The organism is Enterococcus sp. 5B3_DIV0040 (assembly GCF_002140755.1).
GTDB lineage: Bacteria > Bacillota > Bacilli > Lactobacillales > Enterococcaceae > Enterococcus_D > Enterococcus_D casseliflavus.
Map to the genome: position 1 here is coordinate 420,794 of NZ_NGLC01000001.1, position 17,592 is coordinate 438,385.

The following is a 17,592-nucleotide window of genomic DNA, read 5'->3' on the forward strand; positions in this document are numbered from 1 at the left end:
AAACAGGAATCGAAGGGGGGCTTTGCTGTTTTAGTGAGGAGAAGATGAATCTTGGCTTAGATCGTGGATCCGCAAGGTGACTTGTGTGCCGCTGCCCAGCACACTCTCGATCGTCAAGCCGTATTCAGGTCCATAAAACATTTTGACCCGATGATTGACGTTGGCTAGCCCAATGTTCTTTTTGGCATGGGTGGAGGGCGTCTTGATTTTTTGCTGCAAGTGTTCGAGTTTTTCTGGCGGTATCCCGCTGCCGTTGTCTTGTACCACGATCACCAGATCATGGCCGTCTTTGGTGATCGTCAAACGGACAAACCCTGGATAGGTGATGCCTTCCAAACCATGGGAGATGGCATTTTCCACCAATGGTTGAATCAGGAGGGGCAATATTTGGACTTCTTTTTGGTCGATCTCATTGGAGACTGAATAGGAAAAGTTGACTCGATCGCCAAAGCGCATCCGCTGGATCTTGACATACACGTGAACCGCATCTAAGGACTCTTCTAAACTCGTTCGCTTGGTTCCGTGGGCTTCTAGCGTATAGCGCATCGATTTTGCCAGTAACTTGATGGCATAAACGACGTCAGAATTGCCAGAAGTCAGCGCCATCATACGAATCGTTTCTAATGTATTGAACAAGAAGTGGGGGTTGATCTGCCCCGCTAAGATATTAAATTCCATTTGCTGCTGCTGAGTCAACAGCTCTTGCTGTGCCAAACGTGAACGGTAGATCTCTTCTTCTTTTTTCTTGATTCGTTGAATGATCTTGTGGAAATCAAGAGAGATCTGTGAAATCTCGTCTTCGCCGCTGATATTTTGAAAGAAATCATAATCCTCGATCGAGGCAAAGTAGACCGCCTGCTGCAGTTGAGAGATTCGTTTGGTAAAGAATCGAGCAAAGAGAAAGACGATGATGAAAGTAGTGATCAAAATCACCAAAACGATCGTGCTCCACCGGATCAGATTAGTGCGTAGATTGCGATAGGCATTTGTATCCGCACTATAAATCGTGATGATGTCTTCTTTGTTACTCATGGGTAAGGTGCTTTTTGCAATCAGAAAACGATCATCATTTTTCTTGAGGAAGGTATCTGCTGTACTTAGTTCAGAATCACTTGAAAAACGAATTGGTTCTCCGACTTGATTGATCGTATCACTGTAAAAGTTGACATCATCGTTCAGTTGCAATTCTAATTTATAGGAAGAATTACGAAGTCGGTTACTTAAATAATTGTAATCCACTTGAATGGCTAAAACAGCTCTTTCCTCAGAAAGCGGCAGGGGAAGATTTTTATATAAGGTGAGCCGATTCATTTCCCCCTCTTGTTCAGAGGTCATTAAAAAAGCATCCGGCTGTTTCATTGCTCGTTGGTACCAGAGGCTTTCTTTGATCGCATCATCCGCTTGGCGAAAGAACTTGTAATCTGGAATGGTCTCATTTGTAGTATAGATGGTCAAATCAGCAATCGAAGTTTGTAAACTTCGTATTTCATCGATACGTTCATACTCACTGATCGTATCAGCTGCTTCTTGTTCTTCTGAGAAAGAAGTTGTCAAAATCGTGCGTAAATGCGTATCATTAGAAAGCGTGCTGGCTGAGTTAGTCAAGGTATTAGTTGTATCAAACAAAATAGATTTGACACGCTGAGCATTCAGCTCTGTAAGATGCTGATAATTGCCAGTCAATTGTTTGGTAGAGTCCCAAACCAACATCAAACCGATAGTGACGGTCGAAAGAATAATAATCGGCAGATAGATAATAAACAACTGCCGACGAATAGAGAACTGGTTGAGGTGTTTTACAAAGGAATGTTTCATTCAATCATCCTCACGCTTGATATCTGGTGAAAATCTTTAATAAGAGAAAACAACTGCAGTAGATAACAAAAGCAATTCCGAAGAACAGAAAGAGTATTCTAAAAAACGGTACGAATAACCATAATGCACGGGTGATCACTAGTATTAATAGCAGCATCAGTGAACGCAGTGGTTCAACCAGCGGTAGCAGCATCGCATTTTTAATGGTTTGTTTGATCGACGTGTCATATCGACCGACCAATGCCAAGCTATAAATGAGCACGATCAAGAAATAACTGCCTAAAATCAAAGCAACTACGCCAACGATACCGCCAAAGAGTGTCTTGAGGGAAAACCAGAAGCTAATACTAAAAATCAAGATTACCAATGGTAGAAGCAAGACAAAAAATACGACAGTTGCTGGTTTCCAATTGCTTTTTAAGGCTCGGAAATAGTCAGGTATCAATTCGCCTCTTTCACCATCAGCATAGTTGAGACAGACTTCATATAGAGCGGATGTGGCCCAGCCAATGGTAATGACGGGCAAACATAATAAAAGATAAACAATATTTAAAAAAATGAAATGGATGAGTGTCGTCGTTACTTGATGAAACGTACTGTCTGGTTTGAACTTCATTAAGTGTTCCTCCTCGTTGATGTTATTTGTAGTTTACATGTAAATCAGTTATTTTGAAAGCCTTATCAAAATTGTTTTTTCATGTTAAATGCTGGTTTGATAAGGTTTCTGGACAAGCAGTTGTTTAGAATGTCTAAAATGTACGTATCAAAGTCCATTTTTGTCAGATGGCAAATAGAAGATGAGATGATAGGATAATTAAAGTAAAGCGTTTACAATGCGAGGGGGATGAAAATGGAGATTGGAAGAAATAAAGAACCGGTTATCAGCAAGAGAGCAAATCGAGAAGGAAAGATCATGTTCCTTTGCGTCTTGCCTTTTCTTTGCTTAGTATTTTTATTTGCTTATTTTCCTTTACACGGATGGATTTATTCATTGTTTGATTACAAGCCGGCGTTAGGATTATCAGGAAGTGAGTTTGTCGGATTAAAGTGGTTCCGCATGCTGATTTCAAGTGAAACGCAAGTCGCACAGATCGTGCAAGTCATGAAAAATACTTTTGCGATGAGCTTTTTGGGTATTGCTACATCGATTTTCCCTGTGGCTTTTGCAATTCTCTTAAATGAAGTCAAATGGAAGTGGTTTAAAAGTTTGGTGCAGACGTTGACTACATTGCCCAACTTTATTAGCTGGGTGTTGGTTTATACCATTGCTTTCAGTCTCTTTTCTACGACGGGCCTATTGAACACACTACTTGAAGAGTGGGGACTGATCACAGATCCAATCAAATTCTTAGACAGCGGCAATCATACGTGGCTGATGATGTGTTTATGGAACATCTGGAAAGGTTTGGGCTGGGGAGCAATTATGTACTTAGCGGCGATTGCTGGGATCGATCCTGAATTGTATGAAGCCGGGCGAATTGATGGCGCCAGCCGCTTCCAATTGATGCGTCATATCACGCTGCCAGCGTTGATGCCTACGTTTTTAGTCATGTTGATGTTGTCGATTGCTAATTTGCTTAATAACGGGATGGATCAGTACTTTGTATTCCAAAATGCCTTTAACAAAGAAACGATCCAGGTACTGGACCTCTATGTCTATAATATCGGTCTCGGCGGCAATAGCTTGTCATTAGCAACTGCCATCAGTATGTTGAAAAGCTTAGTCAGCGTCGCTCTTTTGGCAATCGTTAATATTGCATCAAAGAAAATCAGAGGGTCATCGATCATCTAAGGAGGGATAGTCATGGAATTATCAGAAAATCTCAATCGAAAACGAACCAAAAAGAAAACAAAAGAAGCGCGCAGCAAAGGCGATGCTGCATTTACGATTTTAAACTATACATTTTTTGTTTTGATCACGTTGATTTGCGCTTATCCCTTTTATTATCTAATCATTAATTCAATCAGCAACAACGAATTAAGTGCATTAGGCGATGTTCGGTTTGTACCAAAAGGGATTCATTTTGAAAATTATCGGCAAGTGTTTCAATTAAGCGGATTGACCGCTGCGGCCATCGTATCGGTTGCCCGAACAGTCATTGGTACGGCTTGTACAGTACTAGCTTCTGCTTTTCTCGGCTTCATGTTCACGCAAGAAAAAATGTGGAAAAGAAAATTTTGGTATCGCTTTATCATTATCAGCATGTACTTTAATGCAGGACTGATCCCAATGTTCATCACCATGAAAACCCTTGGCTTAACAAATAACTTTTGGGTCTATATTTTGCCGGCGATCGTTCAACCGTTTAATATCATTTTGGTGAAAACCTATATTGAATCGATTCCCAAATCGTTACAGGAAGCAGCTGAAATCGATGGAGCGAACATTCTGCAAGTTTTCTTCAAAGTCATTTTGCCGAACTGTATGCCGATCTTAGCAACTGTTGCGATTTTTTCGGCAGTCGCCCAGTGGAATTCATTCCAAGATACGTTGATCTATATCACCGATCAGAGCCTTTATTCACTGCAATATTTGCTGTATACCTATATCAATCAAGCTAATTCACTAGCCCAAATGGTCAAAAATTCTGGCGGTGCGTTATCTAGTGTGGCCTCAGCAGCCACGACACAAACACCGACATCGATTCGGATGACCGTTTCAGTGATCGTAGTGTTACCAATTATGTTTATTTATCCGCTTTTCCAACGATACTTCGTAAAAGGAATTATGCTAGGAGCGGTCAAAGGGTAGATAATAACAAAACAGGAAGGGGAAAAACAAATGAAAAGCAAAAAATGGTTGAAAAAAACAGCAATGGGTCTCGTATGCGGGGGAGCCTTGCTCGGGTTAGCTGCCTGCGGTTCATCGAATGAATCTTCGAATGAGAGTTCTAGTGATAACAGTGAAACACTAACGATCGATGTCTACAATAGCGTTGCTAATTATATGGGCATCCAAGGCGGATGGTTTGGTGAATTAGTTAAGGATAAGTTCAATATTGAGTTAAATATCATTGCGCCTAATGTCGCAGGTAACGGTGATACCTTGTATCAAACTCGTACCGCAGCCGGTGATTTAGGTGATTTGATCATAATCAATAATGGAAAAGAGTACAATGAATTGGTACAAGGCGGCTTACTGTATGAATCCTCCGAATTGTATGAATCGATGGAGAATTTAAAGCAGTATGATGGTGCTGTCCAATTTTTGAATGAAGGACAAGATGGAATTTATGGTTTTCCAACAGAAGTTTCCACTTCTGCTCCTGATACTTCTTCTGAAGGACTTGATTTGAACGTAGGGCCTTACTTGCGCTGGGATCTTTATAAGGAAGTCGGCTATCCAGAAATGAATACCTTGGAAGATCTGCTTCCAATCCTTCAACAAATGCAAGAAGCCAAAGGGACAACCGAAGATGGTAAACGCGTCTACAGCTTCTCTTTATTTAGCGATTGGGATGGTGATTCCATGTCAAATGCAGTTCAATTAGCCCAAATGTATGGCTACAATACAGTAGGTTATGCATTAGCGAGAGCTGATGGTAGTGATATACAAGGGCTGTTGGATGATGATTCAGAATATATGCGTGCGTTGAAGTTTTATTATGAAGCAAATCAAATGGGGCTAGTTGATCCTGAATCTACGACGCAAAATTATGACACTCTTTATTCAAAATTCCAAGGCGGCCAAGTTTTGTATTCGTGGTTCCCATGGTTAGGTCAATCTGCTTACAACACGACCAAAAATATGGATGAAGGTGTTGGGTTCATGCTAGCACCGATCAAGGATCAAAAAAATTATTCTGATGGTGCTAAAGTCAACGGTGGAAATCTTTTCATTGGCATCGGTTCAAATGCAGATGATCCCCAAAGGATTTCTGAATTTATCGATTGGCTATACTCCCCAGAAGGAATTATGGCGAATTCGTCTCAAACCGTCGGTGGTTCCGGTCCAGAAGGATTGACTTGGGAAGTCGGCGAAGATGGTGCGCCCGTATTAACAGATTTCGGGAAAGAAGCATTGATCGATGGCGATGCAGATGTACCAGAAGAATTTGGTGGTGGCAGTTATAAAGACGGCGGTTCAGCATTGAATTTCAACTCTGTCTTGCTGATCGATGAAAACCCAAATACGGGCTATCCTTATAATTTCAATCAATGGGATTCGTATGCAGAAGCCACTTCTAATGCATTGAAAGAAGACTGGTCGTCTCAAATGGGTGGTGCTTCAAGTGCCATCGAATTTTTACAAGAAAATGATCAAATCATGGTAGCACCAGGTGCTACATTTGTTACCCCAGAAGATAGCTCTGAAATTTCTACGCTACGAAGTCAGATCGGATCAACGATCAAAGAATTCTCATGGAAAATGGTCTTTGCTTCTAACGAAGAAGAATTTGAACAGTTAAAAGATGAAATGCAGAAAACCGCAATTGGTTTAGGTTATGAAGATGTCTTGGCTGTTGATAATGAAAATGCTGAGAATCAAAATAAAGCAAGAGAAGAGATTATGAAATAAATGACAGCGAATCTGTACGAACCTGTTGTTTAAATTGCATAAGAAGAAAGTCTGGCAGAAAACGAGTTGACGTTTTTTGCCTCTCTTTCTTTTTAGGTAAAACTAGATAACGATACTAGCTGTATGAAAAAAAAATAGCAGTGATCCGCTGCTTTTCACAAGGAGGATGATCCATGATCACGATCGAAAAAATCAAACAAGTCGCGCATCAAGGCCCCTTTTTCCCAAATTGGCAGTCATTGGGCGCTTTTGTTCTACCGGAATGGTTCCCCAAAGCAAAATTTGGGGTCTTCATTCATTGGGGATTGTACAGTGTTCCTGCATTTAACAACGAGTGGTACTCCAGAAATATGTACATCAAAGGCCATCCGGAATACGATCATCATATTGAAACCTATGGCCCACAAAAAAACTTTGGCTACAAAGACTTTATTCCCATGTTTACCGCAGAAAAATTTGATGTAAATGAATGGATTCGCTTGATCAAACAAGCCGGTGCCAATTATCTTTTTCCCGTTGCAGAACATCACGATGGGTTTCAGATGTATAAAAGCGAGCTGTCTGAATGGAATGCAACAGTTATGGGACCGAAAAAAGATATTCTTGGGGAATTAAAAGAAGCAGCTGAGGAACAAGACCTGCATTTTTGTACCTCATCTCATCGCGCCGAACATTGGTTTTTTATGGGACACGGTAAGGAATTCGACAGCGACATCAAGGAACCGTTAGAAAAAGGCGACTTTTATTGGCCTGCTATGCCAGAACCTGATAATCAAGATTTGTATAGCGAGCCATATCCCTCAAAAGAGTTTTTAGATGATTGGCTGTTGCGAACCTGTGAACTCGTCGACAACTATCAACCAGAGCTGCTGTATTTTGATTGGTGGATCCAACACGAAGCCTTCAAGGAGCACTTGCAACTTTTCGCTGCTTACTATTACAATCGTGGGGCTGAATGGGGCAAAAAAGTTGGTATCTGTTACAAACATGATGCCATGATGTTTGGTAGTGGTATTGTGGAGATCGAACGGGGAAAATTTGCCGAACCACAACCTTTTTACTGGCAAACAGATACAGCAATCGCTCGTAATTCATGGTGCTATACCACAACGTTGGATTACAAAACAACGCGTGAGATTTTACAGGATTTGATCGAAGTCGTCAGTAAAAACGGCAATCTCCTTTTGAATATCGGGCCGAAAGGGGATGGTTCGATCCCAGAAAAAGATCAAGCGATCTTAAAAGAAATCGGTGCGTGGCTGGATGTAAACGGTGAAGCCATTTATGAAGCGAAACCATGGCGCAAAGCTGGGGAAGGACCCACGACCGTTGTCTCAGGCCAATTTCAAGAGGCACAGGCGACGACATACACAAGCCAGGATTTCCGCTTTACGGTTCAGGGGGATTCGTTGTATGCTATTGGCATGGCAAGTCCTGAGAATGGACACGCAAGGATCCAAGCACTGGCCCAGTCTAAAGATCAAAATCTACCAGAATTTCACGGCATCATCCAAAACGTGACGATTCTAGGACACGAAGAACAGCCTATTGATTGGCAAGTGACCGATGAAGGCTTGCAACTAACTTTTGAACCAATTGAAACCGACCAACCAATTGTCTATAAAATTACAATGAAATGAGGCGCAACCCGTGATACATGAAAAAAGAACCGCACTTTTACCAGAAAGCCAAGCCAGTTTAACCACGTATGTCATGGAAAATTCTCCTGAAATGGAACCAGATCGTGTCCGACCGGCGGTCATCATCTGTCCTGGCGGCGGCTATGAAATGTTATCGGATCGTGAAGCGGAACCCATTGCCATCAAAATGATGAGCTTTGGTTTCCAAGCCTTTGTGTTGCATTATAGTATCAAACCGGCTGTCTATCCGTTAGCCTTAAAGGAATTGGCTGCTGCCGTTCGTCTTGTCCGCACCAATCATGAGGTCTGGCACGTCGATCCTGAAAAAATCATTGTTGCCGGTTTTTCAGCTGGTGGTCACTTAGCTGCTAATCTGGGTGTGTCTTGGCAGCAACCTTTTCTAGCAGAGGCTTTACAAGGAGCCAATGAAGAATGGCGGCCTAACGGGTTACTGTTGAGCTACCCAGTATTATCTAGTGGAGAACTTGGGCACCAAGATTCCTTCCGTTCATTATTAGCAGATCTTTACGAAACAGAAAAAGCCGCCTTGTCTTTAGAGACTTTAGTCAATGAACAGACACCACCAACGTTTCTTTGGCATACGTTAGAAGATGGATTAGTCTTGGCGGAAAACAGCCTCCTTTTTGCCGAACAGCTGCGCAAATTTAATATACCTTATGAGCTACACATTTTCCCTCGGGGCGGTCACGGGTTAAGTTTAGGAACGCCAGAAACCGCCAACAGCGATCAACACGGGATCGAAGCGTCGGTTGTCCGTTGGCCAGAATTATTTGCTGATTGGGTAAAATGGAATTTTTGAGAAACGTTTAATGATCGAAAGAAATAAGCCATTGTCTGCTGAGTTCAGACAATGGCTTTTCTTTTCGTTGTTATCAGATAGTTTATTCAGCTGAAAAGACAACCGTTCCTTGATAAAAACTTTTGCTGACGAAGCCTTTGCGGGCAACAAATTCTGCCGTACAAGCAGCTGGTGTCAGTAAGAAATCAGCCGAATCACCAACCTTAGGCCATTGCTGCGCACCGTTTTTATCCAATGGCACTTTGCCATCCGTGACTAAACCTAATGCTTGCGTCAAGTCTTCCTGACTTTTGACGGAAAAAATCTCTAAATAGCGCGCCAGTTTTTCTTGTAAAGAACCATCTCCTAGAGAAGACCAGGAATCATAGACGTTGTCGCAACCAATATGAATAGCAACGCCATAGCTTTGCAATTCTTTAAGCGGTGGAATCGTGCCAGGGCTGATGGGAATACTTGAAATGATATGGATCTCTAAATCTGCTAACGCTTGAAAGACTTCTTTGCGTTCTGCGCCTTCAAAGTCATTTAGACCAAAGGCGTGACTGATCGCCACTTTTCCTTGCATATTGAATTCCTTCGTCAAACGAATCATTTCTTTGACGGTCGCTCTGCCAGCTTCTTGCCGATCATGAAGATGGAGGTCAATCCCGACATGTCCTTTTTGAGCAAGTTCAAAAGTTGTCCGTAAGGAAGCCTGGTAATCTTGATCGAGTGTATAAGGATCAACACCGCCAATAAAAGATGCTTTGCCCGTTGCTAAGGCTTCTTCAATTAAGGAAGCAGCATCTGAGCGCAGCAAGCCATGTTGGGGAAATAAGACCAACTCCGAGCCAAAAGGCTGTTCGGCAACGAATTCAGTGATCGCATCAAAATAACGCAGCTGAGTCATTGGTTCAATATCGATATGTGAGCGGAACATCACCGCACCGTGAGGTAGTTCTAAATCAATCAGCGCTTGTCCGCGTTCTTTGATCGATAACGGCAAGGCATCTAATTGGGGAATCTCAGTTTCAAATCGTTCCACCAAGCTAGCTGCCGGCGTTACTGGACGCCAAGGAGTACCTAATTTACTTTTGTCCAAATGACAATGTTTTTCGATCAATCCTGGCAACAATAACTGATTTTCCCCATCAATGATCGTCGCTTCGCTTGATGCCTGCCATTCGGTCATCGGCACGATTTCCGCTATTTTTCCATCATTGATCCCGATTGCTGTATTTTCTGTTTTGGTTCCATAAGACCAATCGCCTTCTTTTAAATAACTCGTCTCAAGTTGTACATTTGTAAGCCATAAATCCAAGAAATCGCCTTCTTTCGTGTTTGCTTCATGGTATCATACATTCGCTGCTCGGCTCTAAAGAGATGCTTGTGGCAAAAGGACGAAGTGCTGAGCCTTGCAATCATTGGCTAGAAGTGTAGGATAGAAACTAAGTGAAGATAACGAGGAATAAACCAAAAGACTTGGAGGATAAAGGATGAAGAAAAACGACTTTCTATTGACAGCTGATGAGCTGTCCCATCAGAAAATGGAGTATCTAGAAACATTGTTCGCTTTAGGAAATGGGCAAATCGGCGTCCGTGCAGGGCATCCTTTGAAGGTCAATCAACTGTATCCAGGAAATCCTGGGGCGTTTGTCAACGGCTTTTTTGACAGCGAGCCGATTCAGTATGGCGAATGGGCTTATGGGTATGCAAAAGAACATCAAACGATTTGCAAACTGCCCAACTTGCGTGGAGTTATTTTGAAAATCGGCGAGGAGGATTCTTCGGTTGAGGAATGGCAAGTCGAACGAACCCAAATGAGTCTTAAATTAGCTGATGGGGTTCTAACGGAAAGTTACCAGATCACTACTCCGACTGGAAAGTCTTTTGAGTTGGGGTTAACTTCGTTTGCGTCAATGACGCGCAGTGAACTCTATGTTTGTCGCTATGAAGTGATAACAGCCGATTTTTCAGAACCGATCGAACTCTCCCACACATTAAATCAGCAATTCTCTGTCAATAAAACAGATGATCCTCGAGTTGCCAGTAAGAATCATCAATTGGAAAAAGAACAAATGGGCGCATACCAAGTATGGACAGCACCAAATAGTCAAAAGAAAATCGCTATTCAGCTACATCAAGAAAAGCAGCATTTGACTGTTGGAGAACCGTCAACTTCGATTTTTCAGGTCAAATTGTTGCAAAGGATTGGTGAGACACCATTTCAGCAGAGCGTCGACAAGTTTTCTGTCTTATTAAAAGAACAAGCGGATTACTATCAATCTTTCTGGCAAGCCAGCGATATTCAAATTGTGGGTGATGACTATTTGCAAAAAGGGATCCGTTTCAATTTGTTTCATTTGAACCAAGGTGCAGGGCGGGATGGGAAAACGAATTTCGCCGCAAAAGGGCTTACGGGTGAAGGATATGAAGGACATTATTTTTGGGATACAGAAATGTATCTACTGCCTTTCTTCATTTATACGAACCCCGAGATAGCCAAAAGCTTGCTTTCCTATCGTGCAAGTATTTTGCCGCAAGCCAAAAAACGAGCAAAAGAATTGAATCAAGCTGGGGCATTGTTTGCTTGGCGTACGATTGACGGTAATGAAACGAGTGCCTATTATCCAGCAGGTACAGCACAGCTGCATATCAATGCCGATATCGTTTATGGCTTTCAATTATATGAACGTATCACGGGTGATCAACCCTTTATTGAAGAAATTGGTCAAGAAGTCGTTTTTGAAACAGCGAAATTCTGGTTTCATTATGGCACGTTTGTTGTAAAAGAAGGACAAGAGCGGTTTTGTATTCATGGAGTGACAGGACCAGACGAATACAGCGCTTTGGTAAACAACAATTTTTATACAAACAAAATGGTACAAAATAACTTACGCTATGCGGTCGAATTGGCCAAACGATACCATGTCTATCAAGAATTGATTGCCGATTGGGAAAAAGCAGCTGACCTGATGTACTTCGGTTACGATGAAGAGCGGCAGCTAACGAAACAAGATGATTCCTTCTTAGATCAAGCGCTGTGGCCATTTGAGGAAACACCTGCTGAGAATTATCCGCTTCTGCTTCACTATCATCCAATGATCATTTATAAGTATCAAGTATGCAAGCAAGCAGATACGGTTTTAGCAGAGATGCTGTTTACCCATGAATTTTCAGCAGATCAATTAACAAGAGACTATGACTATTACGAGCAGGTGACGACCCATGACTCCTCGTTGTCTCGTTCAATCTTTAGTGTGATGGCTAGCCGAATCGGCGACACTGAAAAAGCGTATCGCTACTTCATGGATACCGCACTGATGGATCTCAATGATTTGCAAAAGAATGTTGTAGACGGTGTTCATGCTGCCAATATGGGCGGCAGCTGGTTGAGTTTGATTTATGGTTTTGCTGGTCTGACCTATGATCGCGGACTTCACTTGGCGAATCATTTGCCACAGAAAATCGAATCACTGACCTTTACGATCACTTATCAGCAAGAAGCAATCAGAGTGAAGCTTCAAGGGGGAGAAATCGAATGCCAGTTACAGCCGAATAGTAAATTAAAGGTGGTGGAGGATAGGAATGGCCTTTGGATTAAATAGAGGACTTGCTTATAATGACTATCTACTATCAAGAATAGAAAAAATAATAAGACTACAATCAATAGTAGAGGAATTTAGATGATATACAAAAAATCCCATACCGCACTTTTGATCATCAGCAATACGATCACGATCATCCCGTATCTTTATTTTTTATCTTTGAGCAAAGAGCAGTCGCTAAGTGCAGCATTAGCCTTTGCGCTCTTTTATACCTTTCGCATGACAGGGGTCTTTTTCTTACAGACGCTTACGGCGCTTTTCGCACCATCATTGTTAGCAGCCAGTGTCTTGATCGGCGGCGCCGGCGCATTGGTGGGTATTTTGAGCACTTGGTGGAGCGCTGCACTCTTGCCAGCTGCTAGTTTGTTGGGGATCAGTGCTTCTTGGCTGCCGCCAGCTGACCTGATGGTACGCCAAAAAGTCAAGCTCACTGAACAGCCGCTGAAAAATGATTGGAAGGAGGCGCTGTTCTTTCTTTTCGTTTTACTCTTTGCCTTACGGTTGCCTGATGACCTTCAAGGCATTGGCCTATTTGGCAGTTATTTTGCACTCTTTGTGCTGGCAGCTAAGAGTAGCCAAACCGTCAACAACCTCCCAAAAAGACCGTTGATGCAGCGCAACCAGTTATTCAACAAGCAGTTTTTGTTGTATTTCTTTTTCTTTCTCTTACTGTTTGGCTTGCGAGCAGCAAGGCTGATCAAGTCGAATGCCCTGTTTGAATGGGCGATCACTGGTTTCTTGTTTCTCTTTACTTTGATGCTGATCACTTTAACGAAACGCAGTAAGTCGTGGAGACAGCCGCTTCACTTGAACATTCTCACCTTTATTCGGGGAGTGATCGGTAACTTTCTTTTTCTTTTCGGCTCGGTGTATGTTACCGGTCGATTTGGAGCACAAGCGCTAAGCACTCACGTTTACTTACCATATGCACTGGGCCTTTTTGGTGCCATGTTTCTCGGAGGAAAACTTGCTCATCGTTTAGAAAAGCAGCTGGTACCAACATATTTACTTGGGCTGATGGCAGGTGTTCTTCTGTTCAGCAGCGACACACTGATTCCAATAAGTTTATTCGTCATTAGCTTCTTTAATGCGGGATTGAATCAATGGCTTACGAAACAGTATTTGGCGGCAAAACCGGAAGCAATTGAGCAGCAGAGTTTAGCCAAATATGCCACACAAAACAAAGGGAGTCTGGTACATCAATTTCTTTTGATGACACTCCTGTTCGTCATTCTTCGTTTTGAACATCAGCCGCTGGCTTTCTTGTTTCAGCTATCAGGAACGACGGCAACGAATCAGACCTCAAGGATCCAAAGCTTTTTAGAGCCAGCAAAATGGGGCTCGATTGCAGGAGTAATCTGTTTGCTAGTAGGCGGACTGGTGGTTTTTCGTAGGAATCGTAAAGAGAAATGATGGAGAAATGATTTGGAGTTGATTCGGTGTAATCGACAAAGAGAATGTTAAGTAGTTTTGTATCAACTAGAAAAAAGATGAAACCAATTATAGGGAATAAAGTCTAAGAAAGAATAATGAACGGTAACTTGAATCGACAAATGATAGCATATATGCTATCATTTGTGTATGGACAAACCTAAGTTTGAGTTTTATGAGCGACCAAATGGACACAATGAATTTATTGAGTTTTTTGAACAGTTACCTGAGAAAGACCAGAAAAAAATGTTAGCAGTCATTGCGAATGTGGAAGAACATGGAATACTGATCGCTCAAAAAATGAAATGGGTGAAAAAACTGGGAGATAACCTATTTGAGCTGAGATCAGGAATAGGAGGAAACATTCAAAGAGCTTTATATTTTCATTGGCTAGGTTCTAAATTCATTATTACCCATGGTTTCACCAAGAAAACGCAGAAGACGCCAATTCAAGAAATAGCAAAAGCGATAGAGATCCGAAAAGAATTTGAGGAGGAGATCAAAGATGCCAACAGTTAAATTCAATGATTTTTTAAAAGAAAAAATGAAAGACACTGAATTCAAAGCTGAATATGAAGCTGAAAAAGCGAAACTTGCTAGTGCTGTAGCATTGATGAAAGCGCGAGAAAGTGCAGGACTCACACAAAGAGAACTTGCAGAGCTCGCCGCTGTTCCTCAGTCAACCATTGCACGTATTGAGAGAGGGGATAATACAAGTTTCGAAACATTATCCAAACTTGCTTCCGCCCTCGGAAAAACCCTGACCGTTAGTCTAGTTTAGGTAACGCCTTAGTTATAGATAAACCAAGCGAATATTCTCAAAAAGCAGACACTGTCTTATTTCTAGACGGTGTCTTTTTTTGAAATCGCATAAAAACCGAACGTTCAGCGTTTTATCTTCCTTTATGATAGTGAATTTTATTGCACTATTTTCGAATAGCGTCAAAATAAGAACATCGTGTTAGTGAAAAAGGAACATTAAATGAACGGCTTTTTCCTGACAATGTCTTAGAGAACGGGGGAAATCAAACAAATGGCAACCATTCGCTATTTTAAAGGAGATGTTTTCCATACTCCAACTGATGGAAAACTAGAATATATAGAAGAAGCTTTGATTCAAGTCGATGACGCAGGGATTATCACGAAAGTTACTGCCAAAACAGATCAAGGGTATGAGGTAGAGCTGGCAAAAGCATCAGAGAATCTTCAGGCTTTATCCGAAGGCCAGTGCTTTTTACCAGGATTTGTCGATCTGCATGTCCACGCCCCACAATGGCCGCAAGCAGGGATCGCGTTAGATGAACCGTTAAATGTCTGGTTAGATGAATGCACGTTTCCGCTGGAGGCAAAATATGCCGATCCAGCATTTGCCAAAGCTGTCTATCAAGATTTGGTGGCACAGCTATTGGCAAGAGGAACAACAACGGTTCTTTATTTTGCAACGATCCATCTAGAAGCGAGCCTTCAATTGGCGAAGACTTGTGCCACTCTTGGTCAACGGGGATTAGTCGGAAAAGTCGTTATGGACGATCCCCAAGCCAATCCTGCTTTTTATCGAGACGCGTCAACAGAAGAGGCATTAGCGGATACAGAACGTTTTATTCAAGAAGTACAAGCAATCGCAAAGACCGCACCACAAGGCGTTTATCCTGTGGTCACTCCGCGATTTGTCCCCAGCTGTACCGATGAAGGCTTGGCAGGGTTAGGCGCATTGGCTGAAAAATATGATGTTCATGTTCAGACCCACTGCAGTGAAGGGCAATGGGAACATGACTTTGTTCAAGAACGATTTGGTAAAACGGATACCGAAGTGCTGCAAGATTTTGGCTTGTTGCGTGAAAAAGCAGTGATGGCTCATGGCAATTTCATCAGCCCAGCTGACGGCGCTCGTTTTGTCGAAACCGGCGCCGCAGTTGCGCACTGTCCCATCTCAAATGCCTACTTTGCCAATGGCGTGATCCCAATCAAGCGCTTGAAAGAACAAGGGGTCACGATTGGTTTAGGAACGGATATCTCCGGCGGTTTTTCACCGAGTTTGTATGACAACATCAAACAAGCTGTGATGTCTTCGAGAATGTTAGAAGATGGCGTGGATGTCACGCTTCCTCAAAACACACGAGGAGTAGCTGATTCTCGTATATCCGTGATCGATGCGTTCTCATTGGCGACAAAAGGCGGCGGTGAGGCACTGAGATTACCAGTAGGTGTCATCAAAGAAGGGTATGCGTTTGATGTGCAAGTGATCGATACGCGACAAAAAGAAAATCCTTTGCCTGACTTCGGTGTGTTTACTTCACCCGAAGCAAGATTACAAAAAATCCTGTACTTAGCAACGATGCAAAATATTCGCCAAGTCTGGGTCCAAGGAAAAAAAGTACACGAAAAATGAGGAGAATGAGACAGTGGAATCAACGAAAAACAAACATTTAACGATCGGAATGAACGAAGACATTCCCTTTGGTCAAGCAGTACTTTTAGGATTACAGCATGTGTTGGCAATGGACGTGTATGTGCCGCCATTTATTATCGCAACCGCGGTGGCGATGTCCTCTTCAGACGCATCAGGTTTGATCCAATCGACCTTTTTAGGAGCAGGGATCGCTTCTTTGATCCAAGTCCTCTTTTTCTTGAAATTACCCGTATGTCAAGGACCATCCTTTGTACCCGTTGGAGCGATCATCGGTATTTATTTTGGTGCCAACGGCATGGACACGGTGTTAGGTGCCAGCATTGTTGGTGCCGCGGCAGTCATTTTACTAGGTTTTACTGGCATCTATAAGTATATCGTTCGTCATTTTATTCCTACGATCGTCAGTGGAACGATCATCATGATCGTTGGTTTGACGCTGCTGCCAACGGCATTTACTAGCAATATCTATCCTGCCACTGAAACACTAAGTGCCAATCAAAACATGTTGCTAGCTGCGATTACTGCGGCGATTTTGATCTTGTTTTCCATGTTAGGCGATTATTTTCCAGGAATGGGAAAATACTTCCGAATCAGTTCGGTCATTATTGCTTTGGTTATCGGTACCGTGATTGCTTCCTTTATGGGAGGCGTTGATTTTCAGTCGGTGGCGGATGCTTCTTTCTTTAGTCTGCCAAAACTGGTATTTCTAAACTATGGCCTGCATTTTGATGTTTCAGCGATCTTAACGATGCTAGTGATCTATATGGTTCTCCTAGCAGAAACAACAGGAACTTGGTACGCGGTCAGTTCTGTGACAGAAGAACCTGTTACGGATGAACAGATCAATAAAGGCGTGATCGGTGAAGGGTTAGGCTGCTTGGTTGCCGCCTTAGTTGGAACGACCCCTGTAACTGGTTATTCTACCAATGCAGGGATCATTTCGATCACAGGGGTTGCTAGTAAAAAAGTCTTTGTGATGGCGTCCATTTGGTTTATCCTATTGTCCTTCATGGGAAAACTTTCAGCCTTGATTCACGCAGTACCTTCTGCTGTCATCGGCGGCGTGTTCGCGGTCGTCTGCGTCATTATTTTGTTGAGCGGCTTTCGGGTCATTAAGAATGAAGAGTTTTCCGAGCGGGAGTTGTATATTATCGGGGTACCGTTGATTATTGCCATCGGCTTGTTGTTTATGCCAGCAGAAATCAAAGAATCTGCGCCTCAATTCTTACAATATTTATTAGATTCACCGATTGCTTTAAGCGCTATTGCGGCGATCGTCATGAATAAATTGATCCCAGTGAAGAAAAAATAGAAAGTAAATGAGGAATGAGACCTTGTCTCGTTCCTTCTTTTGTTACAATCCTGTGTAA

General features: G+C 42.4%; 14 protein-coding genes. 11 read left to right on the plus strand and 3 right to left on the minus strand.

Features of this window, described 5'->3' with window-relative positions; translation table 11 throughout:
* Window positions 1–30: 30 nt before the first annotated feature.
* Complete coding sequence (locus tag A5883_RS02090) at window positions 31–1,815, minus strand: sensor histidine kinase (RefSeq protein ID WP_086337919.1); 1,785 nt, start codon at window positions 1,813–1,815, stop codon at window positions 31–33.
* 10 nt (window positions 1,816–1,825) lie between these two features.
* Window positions 1,826–2,431, minus strand: a complete 606-nt coding sequence (locus tag A5883_RS02095; protein WP_086337920.1) for a DUF624 domain-containing protein — start codon at window positions 2,429–2,431, stop codon at window positions 1,826–1,828.
* A 234-nt stretch (window positions 2,432–2,665) separates the two neighbouring features.
* Here A5883_RS02095 and A5883_RS02100 point away from each other — a divergent pair, with 234 nt between their 5' ends.
* From A5883_RS02100 to A5883_RS02120, 5 genes are all read left to right on the plus strand, one after another.
* Window positions 2,666–3,607: an ABC transporter permease gene (locus tag A5883_RS02100; RefSeq protein WP_015510289.1), complete on the plus strand. Its 942-nt coding sequence runs from the start codon at window positions 2,666–2,668 to the stop codon at window positions 3,605–3,607.
* Window positions 3,608–3,619: 12 nt separating this feature from the next.
* Window positions 3,620–4,567, plus strand: a complete 948-nt coding sequence (locus A5883_RS02105; RefSeq protein WP_086337921.1) for a carbohydrate ABC transporter permease — start codon at window positions 3,620–3,622, stop codon at window positions 4,565–4,567.
* 30 nt (window positions 4,568–4,597) lie between these two features.
* Complete coding sequence (locus A5883_RS02110) at window positions 4,598–6,334, plus strand: ABC transporter substrate-binding protein (RefSeq protein ID WP_086337922.1); 1,737 nt, start codon at window positions 4,598–4,600, stop codon at window positions 6,332–6,334.
* 173 nt (window positions 6,335–6,507) lie between these two features.
* Window positions 6,508–7,974 (plus strand): alpha-L-fucosidase, encoded by a 1,467-nt coding sequence (locus tag A5883_RS02115; RefSeq protein WP_086337923.1) that lies wholly within the window; start codon window positions 6,508–6,510, stop codon window positions 7,972–7,974.
* Between the two features lie 10 nt (window positions 7,975–7,984).
* Window positions 7,985–8,794: an alpha/beta hydrolase gene (locus A5883_RS02120; protein ID WP_086337924.1), complete on the plus strand. Its 810-nt coding sequence runs from the start codon at window positions 7,985–7,987 to the stop codon at window positions 8,792–8,794.
* Window positions 8,795–8,876: 82 nt separating this feature from the next.
* On the opposite strand, the gene A5883_RS02125 is transcribed toward A5883_RS02120, so the two are convergent.
* Window positions 8,877–10,094: an amidohydrolase family protein gene (locus A5883_RS02125; protein WP_086337925.1), complete on the minus strand. Its 1,218-nt coding sequence runs from the start codon at window positions 10,092–10,094 to the stop codon at window positions 8,877–8,879.
* A gap of 175 nt (window positions 10,095–10,269) precedes the next feature.
* On the opposite strand from A5883_RS02125, the gene A5883_RS02130 reads away from it, so the two are divergent.
* From A5883_RS02130 to A5883_RS02155, 6 genes are all read left to right on the plus strand, one after another.
* Window positions 10,270–12,381 carry a glycoside hydrolase family 65 protein gene (locus A5883_RS02130; protein ID WP_086337926.1) on the plus strand — a complete coding sequence of 704 codons (2,112 nt, stop codon included), beginning with the start codon at window positions 10,270–10,272 and terminating at the stop codon, window positions 12,379–12,381.
* A gap of 78 nt (window positions 12,382–12,459) precedes the next feature.
* On the plus strand, window positions 12,460–13,794 hold the full coding sequence (locus A5883_RS02135) for a hypothetical protein (protein WP_086337927.1): 1,335 nt from the start codon (window positions 12,460–12,462) through the stop codon (window positions 13,792–13,794).
* 168 nt (window positions 13,795–13,962) lie between these two features.
* A complete protein-coding gene (locus tag A5883_RS02140) occupies window positions 13,963–14,331 on the plus strand; it encodes a type II toxin-antitoxin system RelE/ParE family toxin (protein WP_060791427.1) in 369 nt (122 codons plus the stop codon).
* Window positions 14,318–14,593, plus strand: coding sequence for a helix-turn-helix domain-containing protein (locus tag A5883_RS02145; protein ID WP_005228477.1), 276 nt, complete (start codon window positions 14,318–14,320; stop codon window positions 14,591–14,593). The genes A5883_RS02140 and A5883_RS02145 overlap by 14 nt, the downstream gene beginning before the upstream one ends.
* Before the next feature lie 252 nt (window positions 14,594–14,845).
* Entirely contained in the window at window positions 14,846–16,201 is a 1,356-nt protein-coding gene (gene guaD, locus A5883_RS02150; RefSeq protein WP_086337928.1) for a guanine deaminase, read from the plus strand.
* Between the two features lie 49 nt (window positions 16,202–16,250).
* The gene (locus tag A5883_RS02155) at window positions 16,251–17,534 is read left to right on the plus strand and encodes a uracil-xanthine permease family protein (RefSeq protein ID WP_086338707.1); all 1,284 of its coding nucleotides are present in this window, start codon (window positions 16,251–16,253) and stop codon (window positions 17,532–17,534) included.
* Window positions 17,535–17,592 lie beyond the last annotated feature (58 nt).

What these genes read in the sequence shown, in the direction of transcription:
- A5883_RS02115 (WP_086337923.1), top strand. Translation starts at nt 6,508, where the DNA reads ATGATCACGATCGAAAAAATCAAACAAGTCGCGCATCAAGGCCCCTTT.
- A5883_RS02100 (WP_015510289.1), top strand. Translation starts at nt 2,666, where the DNA reads ATGGAGATTGGAAGAAATAAAGAACCGGTTATCAGCAAGAGAGCAAAT.
- A5883_RS02090 (WP_086337919.1), bottom strand. Translation starts at nt 1,815, where the DNA reads ATGAAACATTCCTTTGTAAAACACCTCAACCAGTTCTCTATTCGTCGG.
- A5883_RS02140 (WP_060791427.1), top strand. Translation starts at nt 13,963, where the DNA reads ATGGACAAACCTAAGTTTGAGTTTTATGAGCGACCAAATGGACACAAT.
- A5883_RS02105 (WP_086337921.1), top strand. Translation starts at nt 3,620, where the DNA reads ATGGAATTATCAGAAAATCTCAATCGAAAACGAACCAAAAAGAAAACA.
- A5883_RS02155 (WP_086338707.1), top strand. Translation starts at nt 16,251, where the DNA reads ATGAACGAAGACATTCCCTTTGGTCAAGCAGTACTTTTAGGATTACAG.
- A5883_RS02095 (WP_086337920.1), bottom strand. Translation starts at nt 2,431, where the DNA reads ATGAAGTTCAAACCAGACAGTACGTTTCATCAAGTAACGACGACACTC.
- guaD (WP_086337928.1), top strand. Translation starts at nt 14,846, where the DNA reads ATGGCAACCATTCGCTATTTTAAAGGAGATGTTTTCCATACTCCAACT.
- A5883_RS02135 (WP_086337927.1), top strand. Translation starts at nt 12,460, where the DNA reads ATGATATACAAAAAATCCCATACCGCACTTTTGATCATCAGCAATACG.
- A5883_RS02145 (WP_005228477.1), top strand. Translation starts at nt 14,318, where the DNA reads ATGCCAACAGTTAAATTCAATGATTTTTTAAAAGAAAAAATGAAAGAC.
- A5883_RS02110 (WP_086337922.1), top strand. Translation starts at nt 4,598, where the DNA reads ATGAAAAGCAAAAAATGGTTGAAAAAAACAGCAATGGGTCTCGTATGC.
- A5883_RS02130 (WP_086337926.1), top strand. Translation starts at nt 10,270, where the DNA reads ATGAAGAAAAACGACTTTCTATTGACAGCTGATGAGCTGTCCCATCAG.